This window comes from Alcaligenes sp. NLF5-7 (assembly GCF_024266725.1).
Lineage (GTDB): Bacteria > Pseudomonadota > Gammaproteobacteria > Burkholderiales > Burkholderiaceae_B > Alcaligenes > Alcaligenes phenolicus.
Genome location: NZ_CP100755.1, coordinates 3,732,686 through 3,754,032 on the forward strand (window position 1 = coordinate 3,732,686; position 21,347 = coordinate 3,754,032).

Below are 21,347 nucleotides of genomic sequence, written 5' to 3' on the forward strand. Positions count from 1 at the left end.
AACCCGCTTCGGTCAGGATCGCTTTACTTCTTATTAGATGGGCGGCTCAGCGTCGAGCAAGACCGGACTACTACCACATATATGGAGACACTATATGTCCTCAACCCAAGACAATAGTTCGGCTCAGGTCAGTCAAGACCAAGCCCTAGAAACAAAAGAGTGGCTTGACGCCCTGGAAGCGGTGGTGGACCGTGAAGGCCCGGCCCGTGCTCATGATCTGATCGAAAAGCTGATCGATCTGGCCCGTCGCTCCGGTGCTCACATCCCGTTCTCGCCCAACACGGCTTACGAGAACACGATTCCTCCCGGTCTGGAACCTGCCCACCCTGGCAATCTGATGCTCGAAGAGCGTATCCGTTCCTACATTCGCTGGAACGCCATGGCCATGGTGGTGCGCGCCAACCGCGAAACCCCTCCTGATGGCGGTGGTCTGGGCGGTCACATTGCCTCCTTTGCTTCGCTGGCCACCATGATTGGCTGCGGTCAGAACCACTTCTGGCACGCTGAAACCGAAGATCACGGCGGCGACATGGTGTTCTTCCAGGGCCATTCCTCGCCCGGTATTTACGCCCGCGCCTTCATGGAAGGCCGTATCTCGGAAGATCAACTGAATAACTTCCGTCAGGAAGTTGATGGCAAAGGCCTGCCATCCTACCCGCATCCCAAGTTGATGCCCGAATTCTGGCAGTTCCCCACCGTATCCATGGGTCTGGGCCCATTGATGGCGATCTACCAGGCTCGTTTCCTGAAGTACCTGCATGCCCGTGGCATCGCTGATACCAGCGGCCGTAAAGTCTGGGTGTTCCTGGGCGACGGCGAGATGGACGAACCCGAATCCCTGGGCGCCATTGGTCTGGCAGCACGTGAAAAACTGGACAACCTGATTTTCATCGTGAACTGTAACTTGCAGCGTCTGGACGGTCCTGTACGCGGTAACGGCAAGATCATCCAGGAGCTGGAAGGTACCTTCCGTGGTGCTGGCTGGAACGTGCTGAAACTGATCTGGGGCGGTTACTGGGATCCATTGCTGGCCCGTGACAAGGAAGGCATCCTGCGCAAGGTCATGGAAGAAACCGTGGACGGCGAATACCAGGCCTACAAGGCCAACGACGGTGCCTACGTTCGCGAGCACTTCTTTGGCAAGCACCCCAAGCTGCTGGAAATGGTCAGCCGCATGAGCGACGAGGACATCTGGCGTCTGAACCGTGGCGGTCACGATCCTCACAAGGTGTACGCTGCGTTTGACGCTGCCACCAAGCACGAAGGTCAGCCTACCGTTATTCTGGCCAAGACCATCAAGGGCTACGGCATGGGCCACGTGGGCCAGGCCAAGAACCCATCGCACCAACAAAAGAGCCTGGATCTGGACGCCGTGCGCGAATTCCGCGACCGTTTCAACATCCCGGTTCCTGATGACAAACTGGAAGAGCTGCCTTACTTCAAGCCCGCTGATGACTCTCCAGAAATGCAGTACCTGCACGCCCGCCGTCAGGCATTGGGCGGCTACTTGCCCAAGCGTCGCACCAAGGCCGATGAACAGCTGACCGTGCCGACCCTGGACGCATTCAAGCCCATGCTGGAAGCCACTGCCGAAGGCCGTGAGATTTCCACGACGCAAGCGTTTGTGCGCTTTTTCAACACCTTGCTGCGCGACAAGCAAGTGGGTCCTCGTGCCGTACCTATCCTGGCAGACGAATCCCGTACCTTTGGTATGGAAGGTCTGTTCCGTCAGATCGGTATTTACGCACCGGAAGGCCAGAAGTACACCCCGGTCGATAAAGACCAGGTCATGTACTACCGCGAAACGGCCAATGGTCAGTTGTTGCAGGAAGGTATTAACGAACAGGGTGCTTTCAGCTCCTGGATTGCGGCGGCCACGTCGTACTCCAACAGCAACCGCATCATGATTCCGTTCTTCATTTACTACTCCATGTTCGGCTTCCAGCGCTTTGGCGATCTGGCCTGGGCAGCGGGTGACATGAAGGCACGCGGTTTCGTGCTGGGCGGCACTGCCGGTCGCACCACCTTGAACGGTGAAGGTTTGCAGCACGAAGATGGCCATAGCCATATTCAGTCCTCGCTGATTCCTAACTGCGTATCCTACGACCCCACCTTCGCTCACGAAGTGGCTGTCATCATGCAGCATGGTTTGAAGCGCATGGTTCAGGACCAGGAAGACGTGTACTACTACGTCACCCTGATGAACGAGAACTACGCTCAGCCCGGTCTGGTCGAAGGCGACGAAGACGGCATCTTGCGCGGTATGTACAAGTTCAAGTCCGTGGCCAAGGACAGCAAGCTGCGCGTTCAGCTGATGGGTTCGGGCACGATTTTGCGCGAAGTGATCGCAGCACAGGAACTGCTGGAAAAAGACTGGGGCATTGGCTCCGACGTTTGGAGCGTGACCAGCTTTACCGAACTGCGTCGTGATGGTCTGGATTGCGAACGTGCAGCGCTGTTGAATCCTGAAGGCAAGGATCTGCCCGTGCCTTACGTGACGACTCAACTGGCTAAAACGGACGGTCCTATCGTGGTCTCCACCGACTACGTCAAGGCCTTTGGCGACCAGATTCGTCCGTTCGTGCCTAAGGATCGCACCTTCAAAGTGTTGGGCACCGATGGTTTTGGCCGCTCCGACTACCGCTTCAAGCTGCGCGAGCACTTTGAGGTTGATCGTCACTTTGTGGTGCTGGCTGCTCTGCGCGCGCTGGCTGAAGACGGCAAGATTCCGTTCAGCAAAGCGTCCGAGGCGATTGCCAAATACGGCATCAATCCTTCCAAGGCCAACCCGCAGCACGCATAAGGGACTGAACCATGAGCAATATCATTCAAGTCAAAATCCCGGATATCGGTGCTGACGACGCTGTCGAAGTGATCGAAATCCTGGTCAAGGAAGGCGAGACCATTGAGGTCGAGCAAAGTCTGATTACCGTGGAGTCCGACAAGGCCTCCATGGAAATCCCCTCGTCCGATGCTGGCGTGGTCAAGTCGATCAAGGTCAAGCTGGGCGACAAGGTTAAGGAAGGCAGTCTGGTTCTGGAACTTGAAGCCGCCGAAGGTGCGCAGGCCGCGCCTGCCGCTGAGCCTGCCAAGGCCGAAGCTGCTCCCGCTCCTGAAGCTGAAGCTGCGCCCGCAGCGGCTCCTGCCGCTGCCGCGGCAGCCCCGGCCGGTGGTGAACAGCAAGTTACCGTTCAAGTGCCTGACATTGGCGACGCCCGCGATGTGGACGTTATCGAAATCATGGTGCAAGTGGGTGACACCATTGAAGTGGATCAAAGCCTGATCACCGTGGAGTCGGACAAGGCTTCCATGGAAGTGCCGTCCTCCCACGCAGGTGTGGTGACGGCCATCAAAGTGAAACTGGGTGACAAGGTCAGCCAGGGTAGCGACATTCTGGAACTGACAGTGCAAGGAGCTGCTGCAGCCCCGGCACCAGCCAAGGCCGAGGCTGCTCCCGCCCCTAAAGCCGAACCTGCTCCTGCAGCAGCGGCCGCTCCTGCTGCCAGCTCCTCGGTGGTGGTCGGTGCTGGTGCGCCGGCTCCAGAGCGTGTTTCGCCCACTGCCGCTTTTGCGGAAACCGAAGGCTCCTTGCGCAATCTGCCGCATGCCTCGCCTAGCGTACGCAAGTTCGCTCGCGAGCTGGGTGTGGATCTGACCAAGGTTCATGGCTCGGGCGATAAAGGCCGTATTACGGCTGACGACGTGCGTGGCTTTGTGAAGCAGGTCATGGCGGGCGGCGCTGCTCCGGTTATTGCTGCCGGTACCGCTGCTCAAGTCGGTGGTCTGGATGTGCTGGCCTGGCCCAAGGTCGATTTTGCCAAGTTTGGCCCAGTCGAAACGCAGGCCCTCTCGCGCATCAAGAAGATTTCCGGTGCCAACCTGCATCGCAACTGGGTCATGATTCCTCATGTCACCAATAACGATGTGGCTGACATCACCTCTTTGGAAGCCCTGCGTAAAGAGCTGAACGAGGAATACAAGAAGTCCGGCGCTCGCGTCACCATGCTGGCTTTCGTCATCAAGGCTGCCGTAGCTGCCCTGAAGAAATTCCCCGAGTTCAACGCTTCGCTGGACGGCGACAATCTGGTGCTCAAGCAGTACTACCATATTGGTTTTGCAGCTGACACGCCTAACGGTCTGGTTGTGCCGGTTATCCGTGATGCCGACAAGAAAGGCATTCTGGACATCGCTCGCGAAACGGGCGAACTGGCTGCCGCTGCCCGTGATGGCAAGCTGAGCGCAGCCCAGATGCAAGGCGGTTGCTTCACCATTTCCTCGCTGGGCGGTATTGGCGGTACGGACTTCACACCCATTATCAATGCGCCGGAAGTGGCCATTCTGGGTCTGTCGCGTTCCTCCATGCAGCCAGTCTGGAATGGCAAGGAATTCGAGCCACGCCTGATGCTGCCTCTGTCCCTGTCCTACGACCACCGCGTTATCGATGGTGCCGCTGCCGCCCGTTTCAATGCCTTCCTGGCAACGATGCTGGCCGACTTCCGTCGCATCGCACTGTAAGGAGTTGTCATGAGTCTGATTGATCTGACGGTCCCGGATATCGGCGACTCCGGTGAGGTAGATGTCATCGAAGTGCTGGTGCAAGTCGGCGATACGGTCGAGGTCGAGCAAAGCCTGATCACCGTGGAGTCCGACAAGGCCTCCATGGAAATTCCTGCCGCTCAGGCAGGGGTGATCAAGGAGTTGCTGGTCAAAGTGGGTGACAAAGTCTCCCAGGGTTCGGCCATTGCCAAGATTGAAGCGTCCGAGAGCCAAGCCGCTCCCGCTGCAGCACCCGCTAAACAAGAAGAAGCGCCTAAAGCAGCGGCGGCTCCGGCCGCTGCCGCTCCGGCTGCGGCACCTGCTCCGCAGGCGGCCAGCCATCAGGGCGGCGCGGATGATTCCGTGGATGTGGTCGTTCTGGGCGCGGGCCCAGGCGGTTACAACGCGGCCTTCCGAGCGGCTGACCTGGGCCTGAAAGTGGCTCTGGTCGAGCGCTACAGCACCTTGGGTGGCGTGTGTTTGAATGTGGGTTGTATTCCTTCCAAGGCCTTGCTGCACACCGTAGCGGTCTACGAGGAAGCCAAGTCCCTGGCAACACACGGTATCAAGTTCGGTGAAGCGCAAATCGATATCGACGCGCTGCGCGATTACAAGAACAAGGTGATCGGCAAGCTGACCGGTGGCCTGGCTGGTATGGCCAAGGGCCGCAAGGTACAGGTTGTGGTCGGTAACGGCCAATTCCTGGACCCCAACCACATCGAAGTGACCGCCAACGACGGTACCAAGAAAGTGATCAAGTTCGGCTCGGCCATTATTGCGGCCGGTAGCCAGTCGGTAAAACTGCCATTCCTGCCTGACGATCCACGCGTGGTGGACTCCACCGGCGCGCTGGAACTGAAGTCTGTGCCCAAGCGCATGCTGATCGTGGGTGGTGGCATCATCGGTCTGGAAATGGGTACGGTGTACTCGGCTCTGGGTGCACGCCTGGACGTGGTGGAAATGCAAACTGGCTTGATGCCAGGAGCAGACCGCGACGTGGTCAAGGTGTGGGAGAAGATGAACAAGCACCGCTTTGATCACATGATGCTGGAAACCAGCACCGTGGCCGCCGAAGCGCGCGAAGATGGTATTTGGGTGACCTTCGAGGGCAAGAATGCTCCGGCCGAGCCGCAGCGTTACGACCTGGTTCTGCAAGCCGTGGGCCGTTCGCCCAATGGCAAGAAGATCGGTGCCGAGAAGGCCGGTGTGCAGGTGACAGATCGTGGCTTCATCCCGGTTGACAAGCAACAGCGCACCAACGTGCCGCACATCTATGCGATTGGCGACATTGTGGGTCAGCCCATGCTGGCACATAAGGCCGAGCACGAAGCGCACGTGGCTGCTGAAGTCATCGCCGGTGAAAAATCCTTCTTTGATGCCCGCGTGATTCCTTCGGTGGCTTACACCGATCCGGAAATCGCCTGGGTGGGTCTGACAGAAGATCAGGCCAAGAAAGACGGCATCAAGGTCGAGAAGGGCGTGTTCCCATGGGCTGCCTCGGGTCGTGCCATCGCCAACAACCGCGACGAAGGCTTTACCAAGGTTCTGTTCGATGCTGAAACCCACCGTATCGTGGGTGGCGGTATCGTCGGTACCAATGCGGGCGAGCTGATTGGCGAGCTGGTTCTGGCTATCGAAATGGGTGTGGACCCGGTCGATCTGGCCAAATCCATCCACCCGCACCCCACCTTGTGCGAGTCGGTCAGCAAGGCTGCTGCCGTCGCAGAAGGGACGTGCACGGACTTGCCACCCACACGTCGCAAGTAATACCAGTATTCGCCTGATAGTTAAGGCGTATTGGATCACGGCAGGTGCTATCATCAGCGCCTGCCGTTTTTATTTTGTAATTGGTGTTGTCCATGACTCATCCTGTTCTGAAAGCCGACTCCTCGCTGAGTGACTGGCTGTCCTATCTGGAAACTTTGCATCCCTCGGCCATTGATCTGGGCCTGGGCCGGATTCGCGAGGTTGCTCAACGTCTGAACATCAAACTGGATTCTGTCGTCATTACGGTGGGGGGCACCAACGGCAAAGGTTCGACCTGCGCCATGCTGGAAGCGATTTTGCTGGCCGCCGCGTACAAGGTAGGCGTGTACGCCTCTCCGCATCTGGTGCGCTATAACGAACGCATTCGCTTGAATGGCGAGATGGCCGAAGATGCGCAGATCACGGCGCAATTTGCCCGTATCAACGAAGCTCGTGGCGATCTGACCCTGACTTATTTTGAATTTTCCACGCTGGCTGCCTTGTTGCTGTTCCAGGAGCAGCGTGTTGATGTCGCGGTGCTGGAAGTGGGCCTGGGTGGTCGCCTCGATGCCGTCAACATCATTGATGCGGACTGTTCCATCATTACCAGCATTGATATCGACCATGCTGAGTACCTGGGCAATACCCGTGAACAGGTGGCCTGGGAGAAAGCCCATATTTTCCGTGCCGATCGTCCTGCGATTTGTGCCGACCCCGTGCCACCACAGACCATGCTGGATTACGCCAAGGAAATTGGTGCCCAATTGTGGCTGTTTGGCAAAGATTTCAACTATTCCGGCGACCGTCAGCAATGGGCTTACGGTGGCCGCAATCAGCGCCGCGCTGCCCTGGCTTACCCGGCCTTGCGTGGAGCGAATCAGCTGCTGAATGCTTCTGCGGCATTAGCTGCGCTGGAGTCGCTGCACCCACGTTTGGCTGTGCCTGCGCAAGCTGTACGTGCCGGCTTGCTGCGTGCTCACATGCCTGGCCGCTTCCAGATTCAACCTGGCCAGCCTTGTGTGATTTTTGACGTGGCCCACAATCCCCATGCGGCGGCTGCCTTGGCGCAGAACCTGGACAATATGCCGCCTTACCCCAAGACGATTGCCGTCGTGGGTATGTACAAGGACAAGGATGTGGACGGCGTGATCGCCCGCATGGCTACCCGTATCGACCACTGGATGTGTGCCAGTCTGGAAGGCCCACGCAGCATGTCGGGTGAAGAATTGGCCAATCATGTACGCGCTGTTCTGGCCAGTGGTCAGACGCCTGATGATGTGTTGGCACCCGAGGCCGAATCCGGCTCGCATCGCCCAGGTGTTCGGCCGGTTGCCCGCGCTTCGGTCAGTAAAGAGTCAGCGGTCGTATCCAGTTACAACAGTCCTCAGCTCGCTTACGAGGCGGCGTTAAAAGAGGCCAGTGACAATGATAGAATTGTCGTGTTTGGCTCGTTTGCGACAGTAGGACCAATACTTGAAGCCGCAAACGACCGTTCATCTTCCTGAATATCAGTAAGACTGCTTATTTCATAGGTCTAGGGCTCATGGGTTTATTTTCACGTAACGATACTTCCTCATCGTCGGGTCGCCGCGGCAGTGCTTCCAGCGATTCACAATTATCGGAACTGCGTGGACGGGCTCGCCGCCGTCTGATCGGTGCGCTGGCTCTGGTTCTGGCCGTCGTCGTGCTGGTGCCCATGCTGACCGCCGACAAGACCCCACCTGAGCCCGAGCAGTCTTTGGCCTTGGGTCCCATCGGTCAGACAACGGGGCAGGGCACGGTGCAGACTCGTCCTGGCGAGCTGGTGGTGCAAGAAGGCACGCCTGCTCCTGTCATCGAACAACCTGACGAGCCGCTGGTCACTGATCCTTCCACCAGTACCGACGGTGGTCTGGCCGTGGTCAATCCCGGTCTGGAAACCGATCCTGCTCCTGTCACGACACCTAGCACTCCCGCTGCGCCGCCGCCCGTGACCACACGTCCAGAGCCGCCCAAGCCGGTTGAGAAGCCCAAGCCTGTCGAAAAACCCAAGCCAAGCCCAGCGCCTGCACAAAATGGCCGTACCGATGACGGCTCCTACGCGCTGGCCCTGCTGGAAGGCCGTGTACCGAGTAAACCAGCCCCTGCTGCTGCTAAACCGGCTACGCAACAAGGCAACTTCATTTTGCAGATTGTCGCCTATTCCAACCAGAACGATGCCCAGTCGCGTCGTGATCAGCTGGTATCGGCCGGTGTGACCAATGCCTATGTAGAGACGGCACAAAGTGGTGGCAAGCCAACCTATCGTTTGCGTGTGGGGCCATTCCCCACCCGTGAAGCGGCTCAGGCAGCCCAGGCCCGCTTGCGCTCGCTCGGTTACGAGAACAGTTTTATCTCGGCTAAGTGAGCAGCTTCGACTATATCGTCCTTGGAATTGTGGGTGTATCAGGCCTTCTGGGCCTGATACGCGGATTGATCAAGGAAGTTCTTTCGCTCAGCGCCTATTTGCTGGCCTTCATGGCCGCAATCTGGTGGGGGCCACGCACATCAGGCTGGATACAAGTCTGGGTAGAAAACGGCTTATTACGTACGGCTTTGGCCTACGGAGCCGTTTTTTTTATGGTCTTGCTGCTGGTGGGCCTGTTGAACATGCTGTTGGCCAGCTTGATCGAGCAAACGGGTTTGACGCCCGCCGATCATGGCTTGGGCGGCCTGTTCGGACTGGCTCGCGGGGTGCTGCTGGTGCTGATTCTGGTCATCCTGGCCGGGCATACCGATTTACCTAAGGAACCGTGGTGGGAGCAGGCCAAGCTGGCCGAGCCTGCGATCCGCGCGGTGCAGTCGATTAAGGCCATGCTGCCGCCGTCTCTGGCAGAATGGCTGCCTTATTGAGAACACACTAACGGGAACCAATCATGTGTGGAGTTGTAGGGGTTGTTGCGCGCAGCCCTGTAAATCAGTTGATCTATGACAGTTTGCTCTTGCTGCAGCACCGCGGGCAGGATGCAGCGGGGCTGGCGACCTGGCACGACCAGTTCTTCAGCATGCACAAGGCATTTGGCCTGGTGCGGGACGTATTCCGTACCCGCAACATGCGCTCCTTGCCGGGCAATAGCGGTATTGGCCATGTGCGTTACCCCACGGCAGGCTCCAGCCAGAGCGTGGAGGAGGCACAGCCGTTTTACGTCAACGCCCCATTTGGTCTGAGCTTTGTGCACAACGGCAATCTGACCAATTGGCGTGAGCTGCGTGAAGAACTGTTCACCATTGATCGTCGCCACATCAATACCAACTCGGATTCCGAGGTTCTGTTGAATGTGTATGCCCACGAGCTGCAACGCGCTGCCACGGGTCCTGAGCTGACTCAGGACGAAGTGTTTGAAGCCGTCGCTGCTGTGCACCGCCGTGCGCGTGGGGCTTATGCGGTAGTCTCGCAAATCGCCAATTTCGGTCTGGTGGCTTTCCGTGATCCGAACGGGATTCGTCCTTTGTGCCTGGGTCGTAATGTGACGCCCAAGGGTGAAGAATGGATGATTGCTTCCGAGTCCGTTGCCTTGACCGGTTGCGGCTTCGAGCTGGTCCGCGACGTTGAGCCCGGCGAGGCCATCATTGTGGATCTGGACGGTAATCTCAGCAGCCGCCAGTGCGCCGAGAACCCGCGCCTGAATCCCTGTGTCTTTGAGTATGTGTACTTCGCCCGCCCCGATTCCACCGTTGATGGTGTGTCGGTTTACGACGCCCGTTTGCTAATGGGGGAGTACTTGGCCGAGAACGTCGCCAAGAACCTGCGTCTGGCCGATATCGATGTGGTCATGCCTATCCCTGACTCGGCGCGTCCTTCGGCCATGCAGTTGGCAGCACATTTGAACCTGAACTACCGCGAAGGCTTCATCAAGAACCGCTACGTGGGCCGCACCTTTATCATGCCCGGTCAGGAAGTGCGCAAGAAGTCGGTGCGTCAGAAACTGAGTGCTATTCCCATGGAATTCCGCGGCAAGAACGTGCTGCTGGTGGATGACTCCATCGTGCGTGGCACAACGAGCCGCCAGATTGTGGATATGGCCCGTGCCGCGGGTGCGAACAAGGTGTTCTTTGCTTCGGCAGCGCCACCGGTCCGCTTTCCGAACGTGTACGGCATCGACATGCCTACGGTTTCCGAGCTGATCGCCACAGGTCGTGATGTGGATCAGGTTGCCAAGGAAATTGGTGTGGATGGCCTGGTTTATCAGGACCTGCACGATCTGGAGCAATCCCTGCGTGACTTGAACCCACGCTTTGCCGGCTTTGAGTCCTCCTGCTTTAGCGGCGAGTACGTTACGGGGGATGTGGACGAGGCGTATCTGAATCTGTTGGCAGAAGGCCGCAAAAATGGTCGTGAAGTGCCTGATGTAACGGACTGATAGCTTGATCTTGTGCCTGATTGGAAAAACCCGCTTTTATGGCGGGTTTTTTTGAATTTATGATTGCGGGGTGGTTTTGGATATTTTATTTTCAGGCTTTAATTATCAGCCTCTTATATAAATTAAACCTATTATTTTTTATTTTTGATGATTTTATAATCTACGAATTAATTTCATATCATTTAGTAATCGGCTTATATTTTCTTTGCTTCTTTCGATAAATCATGCGCCTTGGTGCGCATTCTATCTGGAATCAAAGATGAAAAATCCAAGTAAAGATAGCGAGTCTGATCAGGCATTAACAGATCCTGATCCCACTGAGCAGATTCCAGTCAGTATTCAATCTGGTATCGAATTTCCTGCCTTGCATCATTTGCTGGAGCAGGCCCTGGAGCAAAACCGGGTGATGGGTGCCGTGGTGCTGGTGGCTTACCAAGGTGAACTGATATTTCGTTTTAGTGGTGGTTGGGCGAATAAGGAGCTGGCCCAAGCCATGCATGAAGATACGGTCTTCAGTTTGGGGTCCTTGAGCAAGACAATCAGTTCCTGGCTGGCCTTGCGTTTGATTGAGCGGGGACTGCTTTCTTTGAAAGATAGGATCACGCGCTATCTTCCCCATTTCGGCCCCAGTTTCAATTCTATTTGCCCACCTATTTCCATTCATCAATTGCTGACTCACACATCGGGGCTTAGTTATCGTTTTATTGATGGTGAGCAGAGTGCCTACGCTCACGCCCAGGTAAGTGATGGGCTGGATGATCCAGAGCTGAGCTGGCAAGAGAATTTTCGACGTATTTGCTCCGTACCACTACGTTTTGCACCGGGTACGGGCTGGCGTTACTCCTTGGGAGTGGATGTGGTGGGGCAGGCTTTGCAAATTGCTTCGGGACGGGGCTTGTCGGAGTTACTGGAGGACAGCATTAGTCGTCCCTTGGGCTTGAGACATTGTTCCTTTTACAAGCACGATGATTTTCAGATGGCCATGTCGTATCAAAATCATGAGACTTGCTTGACGCGGGTGGATGGTGCGTTGGATCTGGGTATCGGCGTGCTGCGGTTTGATGAGCAGAGCCTGTCACAGCGCTCCAGGCCGATCTATGCGGGGGCATCCATGCTTGGGTCCGGGGCAGATTTGATGCGCATACTTCTGGCTTTGCGAAATGGGAGTTTGCTTTCCAAACCGTATTGCGAAGCGCTGTTTACCGATCATGTGCCATATTCTGCCAAATGCATGTGGCCAAATTGGGGCTATACCTACGGGGCCGCCATTTCACGACAGCCGCCTGAGCGGACCATGCCGATGTCTGCTGGAAGCTTGCAGTGGGTCGGTGCATTCGGGCAGAAGTGGATGTTTGATCGACAGCAGGATCTCATCATTGTCAGCATGACCAATACCGCTCCAGAGGGCCTGTTTGGTGCATTTCCGGATCAGGTTCGTGATGCTGTTTATACCGATTTGGGTTTGATGCCTGATTGAGCGGGATGGAACAAAAAAGCCCTGCTGGAAGGCAGGGCTTCACGGCTGTAGTGGCTGCCCAGGCGCTCAGGCCCCTCGTCGCTTGAACAGCGTCAGCAACAAACCCAGGCCCAGGATCACAAATAGCGCCAAGCTCCAGTAAGCGTATTCAATCCCCAGCAAAGGTTGGCGTGCATCCATGCAGGAGGCATAAATACCAAATAGCCAAGGCAAGCCGCTTTCCAGGCCGGACTGGGTGATGAAGCGATCGGCAAAGGTCTGGTCGCAGCTGAACAGGTGCTGCGCGACCGATACCTGGTACCAGGCAGCCAGAATGCCACCTACTGAGGTAGCCAGACCCAGCAAGCTGGCGACGGTAGAGCTGCGCTGATGCCCCAGTTGACGCAACACACCAGCAACCAGGCTGAATACGCCCAACACAATGAAAATCAGGCGTTGCAGGACGCACCAGGCGCAAGGTGGGATGCTGAATACATGCTGGGAAAGCAGTGCAATGCCTACGCCGGAAAAGGCGAGCAGGGCGATCAGGTAGTAGGGTGCAGCGGACTGGCGGGAGGATGCGGCCATGGTATCAAGAGGAACTTAAAGAATGAAAGGTAGATGCTTCGTGCAGCAAACCCAGGAAAAGTTCATGGAAACCGGCCCAGGTAATCTGCACGCCCAGGCATAAGAGAATAAAGGCGGACAGGCGCATCACGACAGCCGTGCCATTTTTACCCAGTTTGTACAGAAATTGCGATGCAAAACGTAAGGCCAGAAACACGATACAACTGGCCGCAGCAATAGCTGGCAGCGCGCCAGCCAGCTTGCTCATGGTGCCGGTGACCGAGTTGTCATGCAAGGTCGCCCCTACCGTCAGTGCTGCAGACAAGGAGCCGGGGCCGCAGAGCATGGGGAAGGTCAGGGGGTAGAAGGCTTTGGAGCGAATCTGTTCCCAGGAGTAGGACTCGGCCATGTTCTGGGCGTGCGCCGCATCAAAGTCCGAGGCGTTGATCAATCGCCAGGCCGTGCCTATGACCAGCAAGCCCCCGCCAATACGAATGATGGGCAGGGAAATGCCAAAGAAATTCAGCACGATATTGCCCGCCACCATGGCAATGGCCAGCATGATGAAAATATTGATGGCGACTTTCTTGGCAAGGCGGGCACGGTCAGGCACGCTGGCGCCTTCGGTCAGGGTCAGAAAGATGGGGGCAGCCGCAGGCGGGTTCAGCATGGGCAATAGCGTCGCCAATGCAAACAGGAAGCTGCGGCTGACATCAGCAAATACGGAGGAGATTTCCATTAAGACGGGGTGGCTTGTTGAGAGAGGGCTAAACGTACATCGCGCTCCAGGCGCAATTGATTACGGTTTTGTTCCAGTGCGGCACCACTCAGGATAAAGACGTCTTCCACGCGGTCGCCCAAGGTCATGACTTTGGCGGAGCGTAGCTGCACGTCGTGGTGCTCGAATACTTGGGCGAGACTGTACAACAAACCGCGCCGGTCTGTGGCACTTAGCGTCAAAATCCAGTCCTGACCCTGTTCATCCTGGCGCAGGTCCACGGTGGGTTGAATGGGGAAGACGCGGGCCCGGCGGGAGCGTATGTCGCGGTAGTGGTCGTGGGGGTGCTCGTTGGGGAGCCAATCCTGCTGGAGTGCCTGGCACAGCTCGGTTTCGATCAGCAAGGGATCGCGTCGCAGGGCGTGATCGTAGGTGGGCAGCATCACGACAAAGCTGTCCAGTGCCCAGCCGTGGCGAGTCGTGTAAATGCGTGCGTCCTGGATGCTGACGGCCTGGCTGTCAAAGTAGCGACAGATGCGCAAGAACAGGCGGCTGGCGTCCTTGGTGTAGACCAGCACTTGCAGCGCATCGGTTTGTCCGGCGGGACGTATGCGCACCACCGGTGTCGGGCTGTGAGACTGGTGGTAGAGCTGGATGGTATGCCAGGCGATTTCGCTGGCGTCGTGGCGCAGGAAATAGGGCTTGTCCAACCATTGCCAGAAGTCCTCGCGAGCTTCGTCCAGCAGACCGGCCAGGCGAATTTCGCCAGCGGCGTCACGCTTGCGTTGATCCAGTACGGACACGCCATCCTTGGCCTGCCGTCCCAAAGCTGCCAGTGACAGCTTGTACAGGTCTTCCAGCAGCTTGCCTTTCCAGGAGTTCCATACCGTTGGGCTGGTGGCCCGAATGTCGGCGACAGTCAGCAGGTACAGGGCAGTCAGGCGGCGTTCCGTACCTACGGTCTGCAGAAACTGGAAAATGACATTCGGGTCGCTCAAATCGCGTTTCTGAGCCACTTGCGACATGGTCAGGTGCTCGCGCACCAAAAACACCACCAGTTCTGCGTCTACCGGCATCAAGCCGTGATCCTGGCAAAATGCCAAGGCGTCCTGCGCACCCAGCTCGGAGTGGTTGCCGCCGCGTCCCTTGGCAATGTCGTGAAAGAGGGCGGCAATATACAGTAGCCAGTGGCGATCAAAACCGCTCATCAGCTGATTGGCCATGGATAGCTCTTCGCTGTGCTCGGCCATGGTGAAGCGGCGTAGATTGCGTATGACCTTTAGCGTGTGCTCGTCTACGGTGTAAGCGTGAAACAGGTCGTGCTGCATTTGTCCGACGACGCGTCGAAATACCGGCAAATAGCGTGGCAGCAGGTTCAGCAGATTCATCAGCCGCAAGGTATGCACGATGCCTTTGTTCTGCTGCAGGATTTCCAGAAACAGACGTCGATTCCGGGGCTCGGCCCGGAACTTGGCATCGATCAGGCGGCGGGCGTGCCAGAGGGCTCGCAAGGTGTCGGCTTTCAGGCCACGCAGATTGGGCTGTTGCTGCAAATGCAGCATGGCTACAAAAATCAAAGAGGGGTCTTGCTCGAAGCCATCAGGCTGACGCAGTTCCAGCTGTCCATGATGAATCTGGAAATGGCTGTCCAGAATCAGCGGTTCCTGATCGGTTTGCGGGAACAGGTGTTCCTCGATGCTGCGCATCAGGATCAGATTGAGCTGGCTGACAATCTTGGCGGCCCAGTAGTAACGCTGCATCAGCAGTTCGCTGGCGCGTCGGGTGGCCGTGGGTTGAAAACCGTAAATGTCAGCCAGACGTGGTTGCAGGTCAAACAGCAGTCTGTCTTCGGCGCGGCCAGTCAGTAGATGAAGCTCAATGCGCAGACGCTTGAAGGCTTCTTCCACGCGTTGCAGAGCTTTCAGCTCGGATTGCGTCAGTAGTTCGGATTGCGCGACATCCACCCAGCTGCGTCCCAAACCGGCTGCCCGTGCCATCCAGAGCAGCACCTGCAGGTCGCGCAAGGCGCCAGGAGACTCTTTGCAATTGGGTTCCAGGGAGTAGGGGGTGTCTTGCAGATGCGCATGACGCTGCTGCTGTTCGGCCTGTTTGGCCAGGAAGAAAGCCTGCGGGTCCAGCTGGCTTTGCAGTTGCTGTTGGGCATGGCGTAGCAGCAATCGGGAACCCGCCAGCCAACGGCTTTCCAGCAAGGCGGTTTCGGTGGTGATGTCCTGGCTGGCTTGTTCCAGGCATTGGGCGGGCGTGGCCACATTATGGCTGGGAGCCAGACCTATATCCCACAAGGCGGCGACCAGAGCCTGAATTCGGTCTATATCCTCTGCATTGGGCTCGCGCTGCAACAGGATCAGCAAGTCCACATCCGAATGCGGATACAGCTCCCCGCGACCATACCCCCCCAAGGCCGCCAGGCTGGCTTGGCGGGGCAGGGGGTAACGGACCAGAAGTTCACGCAGACCTTGGTCGCAAATCTGGCACAGGCTTTTGAGCAGGCGATCGCAATGCAGGTCTTGTCTGAAGCGCTCGTAGGCCCTGGCCCGGCGGCAAGCAATTCTGTCGCGAAGCTGGGCCAGGAAAGACATGGTTCAGGCCTTGTTGATGATGGCTGGAGGGGCAGGCATGCCGGGCGAGACGGTCAGCACTTCGTAGCCGGTATCGGTTACCAGCACCGCGTGCTCCCATTGGGCCGACAGGCTGTGGTCGCGTGTCACCACGGTCCATTGGTCAGCCAGCGTGCGCAGTTCGCGACGACCGGCGTTGATCATGGGCTCGATGGTGAAAATCATGCCGGGTTCCAGTTTTACGCCGGTGCCGGGTTTGCCGTAGTGCAGCACTTGCGGATCCTGGTGAAACTTCTGGCCCACACCATGGCCGCAGTATTCGCGCACAACGGAAAAACCGTGTTTTTCAGCGTGTTGCTGAATGGCGTGGCCGACATCACCCAGGGTGGCGCCGGGTTTGACTTGATCAATACCCAGCCACATGCATTCGTAGGTGGTTTCAGTCAGGCGGCGGGCCAGGATGCTGGGCTCGCCCACGTAGTACATACGGCTGGTGTCGCCAAACCAGCCGTCTTGAATAATGGTGACGTCCATATTCAGAATGTCGCCATTTTTCAACACTTTATCGCCGGGGATGCCGTGACAGATGACGTGGTTGACGGAGGTGCAAATAGAGCCTGGAAAGGGTGGGTAGCCAGGAGGCGCGTAGCCTACGGTGGCAGATTTGACCCCCAGTTCATTGATGCGCTCCATGCACAGGCGATCCAGTTCGCCGGTCGTGACACCTGCTTTGACAAAGGGAGTCAGGTAATCAAGGATGGATGCCGCGGTCTGGCAAGCAGCGCGCATTTTTTCGAGATCAGTGGGGTCTGTGACGAGAATACTCATAGCAACTTGAACAGGTCTATTGAAAAATAGTAGAATTATAGGCTTTTGTGAATTTTGCAGTTACGCTCCGTCCCGTTTGGGGGGATCATGTGTCGCGGAACACCGCGCCAAATCTGGGCTTTCCTGGTTTGACCAGTTTTTCTTGGGCCGCCTGAATTTTCAGGCTGGATGAGCCAAGCCAGGCATCAGGAAATCGTGCCCCAAGATTGGAAGAAGCCTCGGGCCATGGCCCGTCAGCAAAAACAAGCAGAATTCACAACACATACAGGGTCAACACGATGACAAGCGTTGCGAAAGCAACAGGGCGGCAGCCCGGTTCTTGTTCAAGTGATGCTGACCAAGCAATCCTCTAGGATACACCTGCGAACAGTACCCTGTATGCAGGCGGTAGCCAGAAAAGTTTCAGGCTCGGGCCCGGATGGCAGATATCTTGTCTGCCTGCAGGCGTGAGTCCGTTGCAGTGCAGGCGTTCGCTCATGCTGGGCAACGTTTTTATGTTTTAAGTTGTAAATCGCGTGACTGTCCGTCTCGGGGTGTCTGGAATGCAGCACAGGCTGCGGCCCTTACCGGATACCGGGCAGTTACAAGACCAAACCCTTGGAGAACTTTATGTCTTTAATGCGTGAAATGCTGGAAGCTGGTGTGCACTTTGGCCACCAAACCCGTTACTGGAACCCCAAGATGGCTCCGTTCATCTTCGGCCAGCGTAACAACATCCACATCATCAACCTGGAAAAAACGGTTGTTCAGTACGAAGAAGCAACCAAATTCGTGCGTCAACTGGCTGCCCGTGGTGGCAACGTGCTGTTTGTAGGCACCAAGCGCGCTGCTCGCGAACTGGTGGCTGCTGAGGCTGAACGTTGCGGCATGCCTTACGTCGACAGCCGCTGGTTGGGTGGCATGATGACCAACTTCAAAACGGTCAAGACTTCCATCAAGCGTCTGAAAGAAATGGAAGCTCAGATGGCTGAAGGTCGTCTGGAAACCATGAGCAAGAAAGAAGCCTTGATGTTCGAACGCGAACTGGAAAAGCTGAACAAGGCCATCGGCGGTATCAAGGACATGAACAACCTGCCTGACGCCCTGTTCGTGATCGACGTTGGCTACCACAAGATTGCCGTGGCTGAAGCCCGCACTCTGGGTATCCCTGTGGTGGCCGTGGTTGACACCAACCACTCGCCAGAAGGTCTGGATTACGTGATCCCTGGTAACGATGACTCGGCCAAGGCTATCGCTCTGTACGCCCGTGGCATGGCTGACGCCGTGCTGGCTGGCCGCGAACAGAACCTGAACGGTCTGGTTGAAGAAATCGCCGCTGACGAAGAGTTCGTCGAAGTTCAGGCTGACACCCAGGAGTAACAGGCTCACCGCTGTCTGCCAGACACCATCAGTTGTCATGGCAGACAGCTACAGTGATCCTTCGTATCGCCCCGGCTTGCCGGGGCATGTTCTACAGAATTGGAGAAAACCGTGGCTCAAATCACCGCATCGATGGTTAAAGAATTGCGCGAGAAAACCGACGCGCCCATGATGGAATGCAAAAAAGCACTGACCGAAGCCGACGGCGATATGGCACGTGCTGAAGAAATCTTGCGCGTGAAGCTGGGCAGCAAGGCTAGCAAAGCAGCTACCCGCGTTACCGCTGAAGGCCTGGTTTCTGTTTACATCGCTGACGATGCCAAGACCGGCTCCGTAGTTGAAGTTAACTGCGAAACCGACTTTGTTGCCAAGAACGATGACTTCATCGGCTTTATCAACGACGTCGCCCAACTGGTCGCCAAGAACAACCCGGCAGATCTGGCCGCTTTGGCTGAACTGCCACTGGCCGACAGCAATGTCGAGACCGTGCGCGCTGCTCTGGTTGGCAAAATTGGTGAAAACATCTCTATCCGTCGCTTCCAGCGCTACGAAACAGCCGGCCAACTGGCCAGCTACGTTCACGGTGGCAAGATCGGCGTATTGGTTGATTTCGCCGGTGGCGACGAAGAAGTGGGTAAAGACCTGGCCATGCACATCGCCGCGACTCGTCCTAAAGCCATGGACGCTTCGGGTGTTGACGCTGCCGAGATCGAAGCCGAGCGCTCCGTGGCTGCTCAGAAAGCCGCTGAATCGGGCAAGCCTGCTGACATCGTCACCAAAATGGTTGACGGCGCTGTTGCCAAGTTCCTGAAAGAAGTGACTCTGCTGAGCCAGCCTTTCGTCAAGAACGACAAGCAAAGCGTGCAGCAAATGCTGGACGAGAAAAAAGCATCGATCGCTGGCTTTACCCTGTACGTTGTGGGTGAAGGCATTGAGAAGCGTGTTGAAGATTTCGCCGCTGAGGTAGCTGCCGCTGCCGGTCAAGCCTAATCTAGCTTGTTTTTGCAGGGCAGGCACCGTAGTGGCGGTGCCTGCCCTGCTGCTTTACACTCTCTTCTGTCTTCGTCACTTGGAATCCCACCCATGACTACCCCTCATTACAAACGTGTTCTGTTGAAGCTCTCCGGCGAAGCGCTGATGGGCGAGGACTCGTTCGGTATTAATCGCAGCACAATCATTCGCATGACGGAGGAGATCGCCCAGGTTGCCCAGTTGGGGGTACAGCTGGCTATCGTGATTGGCGGGGGCAATATCTTTCGCGGCATCGCTCCAGGTGCCCAGGGCATGGATCGTGCGACAGCCGACTACATGGGCATGATGGCTACCGTCATGAATGCGCTGGCCTTGCAAGATGCCTTGAAGCACCGTGGCCTGGATGCCCGTGTGCAATCTGCCCTGAATATTGAGCAGGTCGTAGAGCCTTACATTCGTCCCAAGGCACTGCGTTACCTGGAAGAAAACAAAGTTGTTATTTTTGCAGCCGGTACGGGCAACCCGTTCTTTACCACCGATACGGCAGCAGCCTTGCGCGGCGCCGAAGTGGGTGCGGAAATCGTACTGAAAGCGACCAAAGTCGACGGCATCTACAGTGCCGATCCCAATAAAGACCCAGGTGCGACGCGTTACTCGCGTATCAGCTTTGATGAGGCTATCGTACGCCGTCTGGAAGTGATGGACGCGACCGCCTTTGCCTTGTGTCGCGATCAGAAACTGCCGATCAAAGTGTTCTCCATCAACAAGCCCGGCGCCTTGACGCGCGCGGTCTCTGGTGAAGATGAAGGCACCCTGGTTCACGTTTAAAGTTATAGGAATTTAGTCCATGAGTCTTTCCGAGATTAAAGCATCGACCGACAGCCGGATGGGTAAGTCCCTCGAGTCTCTCAAGACAGGCCTGGCCAAAATTCGCACTGGCCGTGCTACTGCAGGCTTGCTCGATCACATTCAGGTTGAGTACTACGGCTCCATGGTGCCGGTCAGCCAGGTGGGCAACATCACGGTGGTGGATGCTCGCACGCTGAACGTGCAAGTGTGGGAAAAGCATATGGCTGGCCCGATTGAAAAAGCCATTCGTGACAACGAGTTGGGTCTGAACCCCATCTCGATGGGCGAGAGCATTCGTGTGCCCATGCCTGCGCTGACCGAAGAGCGCCGTCGCGATCTGGCCAAAGTGGTGCGTGGCGAAGGCGAAGATGCCAAGGTCGCCATTCGCAACCTGCGTCGTGACGCCAATGACACGCTCAAAAAGCAAGTCAAGGACAAGGAAATCTCCGAGGACGACGAGCGTCGCGCCCAGGACGAAATCCAGAAGCTGACCGACAAGTATGTGGCTGAAGTCGACAAGCTGATCGCCCAGAAAGAAGCCGAGATCATGACGGTCTAACGGCTTTTGCACAGGTGGCTAGGTGATTTCTTTCAGTTCTACCCAAACTATTCCGGAACACGGTCAGGTTCCTGGCCACCTGGCGATTGTCATGGACGGCAATGGACGATGGGCAACCCGTCGTCTTTTGCCACGCACGGCAGGGCACTTGCGTGGTGTGCAAACCGTCCGGCGTATTGTCGAGGCCTGTGGCGAGCTCGGCGTGCGTTATTTGACCCTGTTTGCTTTCAGCTCCGAGAACTGGCGACGCCCTCCTGAAGAGGTGTCTCTGTTGATGGGGCTGTTCGTCAAGATGCTGCAAAAAGAAGTGGCAACACTGAAAAAAAACGGCGTCCGACTTCATATTATTGGTGAGCTATCCGCATTTAGCGAAGAATTGCGCGGGCTGATTGCCGATGCAGAAGAACAAACGCGTGATAACGACACCTTGCATTTGACGATTGCCGCCAATTACGGTGGTCGTTGGGATATTTTGCAGGCGACCCGAAAGGCCTTGGCTGCCAATCCCCATTTGGTCGATCATCCTGAACAACTGGATGAGGCCATGTTCAGTCCCTATTTGGCGATGTCTTACGCCCCCGAACCGGATCTGTTCATCCGCACGGGCGGAGAGCGCCGCATTTCCAATTTTTTGATCTGGCAGATGGCCTATACCGAACTGTACTTTACAGACGCGTACTGGCCGGATTTTGACCGGGCGCAGCTGGAGCAGGCCTTCGAGTGGTATCGTGGGCGCGAGCGGCGCTTTGGGCGCACCAGTGCCCAGGTGCAGGGTAGCCCCGCGCCTTGACGGAGCCTT

The 21,347-nt window shown here is 56.9% G+C and carries 17 protein-coding genes; 13 read left to right on the forward strand and 4 right to left on the reverse strand.

The window, feature by feature from the left end:
• The first annotated feature begins 94 nt into the window (after positions 1-94).
• The 8 genes from aceE to MID00_RS17190 all read left to right on the forward strand — a co-directional run bounded on the left by aceE (position 95) and on the right by MID00_RS17190 (position 12,138).
• Complete coding sequence (gene aceE / locus MID00_RS17155; RefSeq protein ID WP_060185117.1) at positions 95-2,803, forward strand: pyruvate dehydrogenase (acetyl-transferring), homodimeric type; 2,709 nt, start codon at positions 95-97, stop codon at positions 2,801-2,803.
• Positions 2,804-2,814: 11 nt separating this feature from the next.
• On the forward strand, positions 2,815-4,515 hold the full coding sequence (gene aceF / locus MID00_RS17160) for a dihydrolipoyllysine-residue acetyltransferase (RefSeq protein ID WP_021446548.1): 1,701 nt from the start codon (positions 2,815-2,817) through the stop codon (positions 4,513-4,515).
• 9 nt (positions 4,516-4,524) lie between these two features.
• The gene (lpdA, locus tag MID00_RS17165; protein WP_009457034.1) at positions 4,525-6,303 is read left to right on the forward strand and encodes a dihydrolipoyl dehydrogenase; all 1,779 of its coding nucleotides are present in this window, start codon (positions 4,525-4,527) and stop codon (positions 6,301-6,303) included.
• A gap of 92 nt (positions 6,304-6,395) precedes the next feature.
• The gene (folC, locus tag MID00_RS17170; RefSeq protein WP_009457032.1) at positions 6,396-7,787 is read left to right on the forward strand and encodes a bifunctional tetrahydrofolate synthase/dihydrofolate synthase; all 1,392 of its coding nucleotides are present in this window, start codon (positions 6,396-6,398) and stop codon (positions 7,785-7,787) included.
• Between the two features lie 38 nt (positions 7,788-7,825).
• On the forward strand, positions 7,826-8,668 hold the full coding sequence (locus tag MID00_RS17175) for an SPOR domain-containing protein (RefSeq protein WP_250755741.1): 843 nt from the start codon (positions 7,826-7,828) through the stop codon (positions 8,666-8,668).
• Positions 8,665-9,153, forward strand: coding sequence for a CvpA family protein (locus MID00_RS17180; RefSeq protein ID WP_009457028.1), 489 nt, complete (start codon positions 8,665-8,667; stop codon positions 9,151-9,153). The genes MID00_RS17175 and MID00_RS17180 overlap by 4 nt, the downstream gene beginning before the upstream one ends.
• Before the next feature lie 23 nt (positions 9,154-9,176).
• A complete protein-coding gene (gene purF, locus MID00_RS17185; RefSeq protein ID WP_009457026.1) occupies positions 9,177-10,661 on the forward strand; it encodes an amidophosphoribosyltransferase in 1,485 nt (494 codons plus the stop codon).
• A gap of 259 nt (positions 10,662-10,920) precedes the next feature.
• Positions 10,921-12,138: a serine hydrolase gene (locus MID00_RS17190; RefSeq protein WP_254499180.1), complete on the forward strand. Its 1,218-nt coding sequence runs from the start codon at positions 10,921-10,923 to the stop codon at positions 12,136-12,138.
• A 66-nt stretch (positions 12,139-12,204) separates the two neighbouring features.
• On the opposite strand, the gene MID00_RS17195 is transcribed toward MID00_RS17190, so the two are convergent.
• Genes MID00_RS17195 through map form a run of 4 tightly spaced genes read right to left on the reverse strand, consistent with a single transcriptional unit; the run spans position 12,205 to position 16,809 of the window.
• Positions 12,205-12,705: a disulfide bond formation protein B gene (locus MID00_RS17195; RefSeq protein ID WP_021446550.1), complete on the reverse strand. Its 501-nt coding sequence runs from the start codon at positions 12,703-12,705 to the stop codon at positions 12,205-12,207.
• A 4-nt stretch (positions 12,706-12,709) separates the two neighbouring features.
• Positions 12,710-13,423, reverse strand: coding sequence for a MarC family protein (locus MID00_RS17200; protein WP_254499181.1), 714 nt, complete (start codon positions 13,421-13,423; stop codon positions 12,710-12,712).
• On the reverse strand, positions 13,423-16,002 hold the full coding sequence (locus MID00_RS17205; RefSeq protein WP_021446551.1) for a [protein-PII] uridylyltransferase: 2,580 nt from the start codon (positions 16,000-16,002) through the stop codon (positions 13,423-13,425). Before MID00_RS17205 ends, MID00_RS17200 begins: the two co-directional genes overlap by 1 nt.
• 3 nt (positions 16,003-16,005) lie before the next feature.
• Positions 16,006-16,809, reverse strand: coding sequence for a type I methionyl aminopeptidase (gene map, locus MID00_RS17210; protein ID WP_254499182.1), 804 nt, complete (start codon positions 16,807-16,809; stop codon positions 16,006-16,008).
• A gap of 609 nt (positions 16,810-17,418) precedes the next feature.
• Here map and rpsB point away from each other — a divergent pair.
• The 5 genes from rpsB to uppS all read left to right on the forward strand — a co-directional run bounded on the left by rpsB (position 17,419) and on the right by uppS (position 21,338).
• Positions 17,419-18,168, forward strand: a complete 750-nt coding sequence (gene rpsB, locus MID00_RS17215; RefSeq protein WP_021446553.1) for a 30S ribosomal protein S2 — start codon at positions 17,419-17,421, stop codon at positions 18,166-18,168.
• Positions 18,169-18,279: 111 nt separating this feature from the next.
• Entirely contained in the window at positions 18,280-19,158 is an 879-nt protein-coding gene (tsf, locus tag MID00_RS17220; protein ID WP_009457016.1) for a translation elongation factor Ts, read from the forward strand.
• A 93-nt stretch (positions 19,159-19,251) separates the two neighbouring features.
• Positions 19,252-19,968, forward strand: coding sequence for a UMP kinase (pyrH, locus tag MID00_RS17225; protein WP_003799741.1), 717 nt, complete (start codon positions 19,252-19,254; stop codon positions 19,966-19,968).
• A gap of 19 nt (positions 19,969-19,987) precedes the next feature.
• Complete coding sequence (frr, locus tag MID00_RS17230; protein ID WP_009457015.1) at positions 19,988-20,548, forward strand: ribosome recycling factor; 561 nt, start codon at positions 19,988-19,990, stop codon at positions 20,546-20,548.
• Between the two features lie 25 nt (positions 20,549-20,573).
• Positions 20,574-21,338 (forward strand): polyprenyl diphosphate synthase, encoded by a 765-nt coding sequence (gene uppS / locus MID00_RS17235; protein ID WP_035271876.1) that lies wholly within the window; start codon positions 20,574-20,576, stop codon positions 21,336-21,338.
• Positions 21,339-21,347 lie beyond the last annotated feature (9 nt).

Bases quoted from the DNA above. Each gene is read 5' to 3' on its own strand.
- folC (WP_009457032.1), top strand. From the start codon at position 6,396: ATGACTCATCCTGTTCTGAAAGCCGACTCCTCGCTGAGTGACTGGCTG.
- MID00_RS17175 (WP_250755741.1), top strand. From the start codon at position 7,826: ATGGGTTTATTTTCACGTAACGATACTTCCTCATCGTCGGGTCGCCGC.
- MID00_RS17190 (WP_254499180.1), top strand. From the start codon at position 10,921: ATGAAAAATCCAAGTAAAGATAGCGAGTCTGATCAGGCATTAACAGAT.
- pyrH (WP_003799741.1), top strand. From the start codon at position 19,252: ATGACTACCCCTCATTACAAACGTGTTCTGTTGAAGCTCTCCGGCGAA.
- lpdA (WP_009457034.1), top strand. From the start codon at position 4,525: ATGAGTCTGATTGATCTGACGGTCCCGGATATCGGCGACTCCGGTGAG.
- MID00_RS17200 (WP_254499181.1), bottom strand. From the start codon at position 13,423: ATGGAAATCTCCTCCGTATTTGCTGATGTCAGCCGCAGCTTCCTGTTT.
- MID00_RS17195 (WP_021446550.1), bottom strand. From the start codon at position 12,705: ATGGCCGCATCCTCCCGCCAGTCCGCTGCACCCTACTACCTGATCGCC.
- MID00_RS17205 (WP_021446551.1), bottom strand. From the start codon at position 16,002: ATGTCTTTCCTGGCCCAGCTTCGCGACAGAATTGCTTGCCGCCGGGCC.
- rpsB (WP_021446553.1), top strand. From the start codon at position 17,419: ATGTCTTTAATGCGTGAAATGCTGGAAGCTGGTGTGCACTTTGGCCAC.
- aceE (WP_060185117.1), top strand. From the start codon at position 95: ATGTCCTCAACCCAAGACAATAGTTCGGCTCAGGTCAGTCAAGACCAA.
- purF (WP_009457026.1), top strand. From the start codon at position 9,177: ATGTGTGGAGTTGTAGGGGTTGTTGCGCGCAGCCCTGTAAATCAGTTG.
- map (WP_254499182.1), bottom strand. From the start codon at position 16,809: ATGAGTATTCTCGTCACAGACCCCACTGATCTCGAAAAAATGCGCGCT.
- frr (WP_009457015.1), top strand. From the start codon at position 19,988: ATGAGTCTTTCCGAGATTAAAGCATCGACCGACAGCCGGATGGGTAAG.
- aceF (WP_021446548.1), top strand. From the start codon at position 2,815: ATGAGCAATATCATTCAAGTCAAAATCCCGGATATCGGTGCTGACGAC.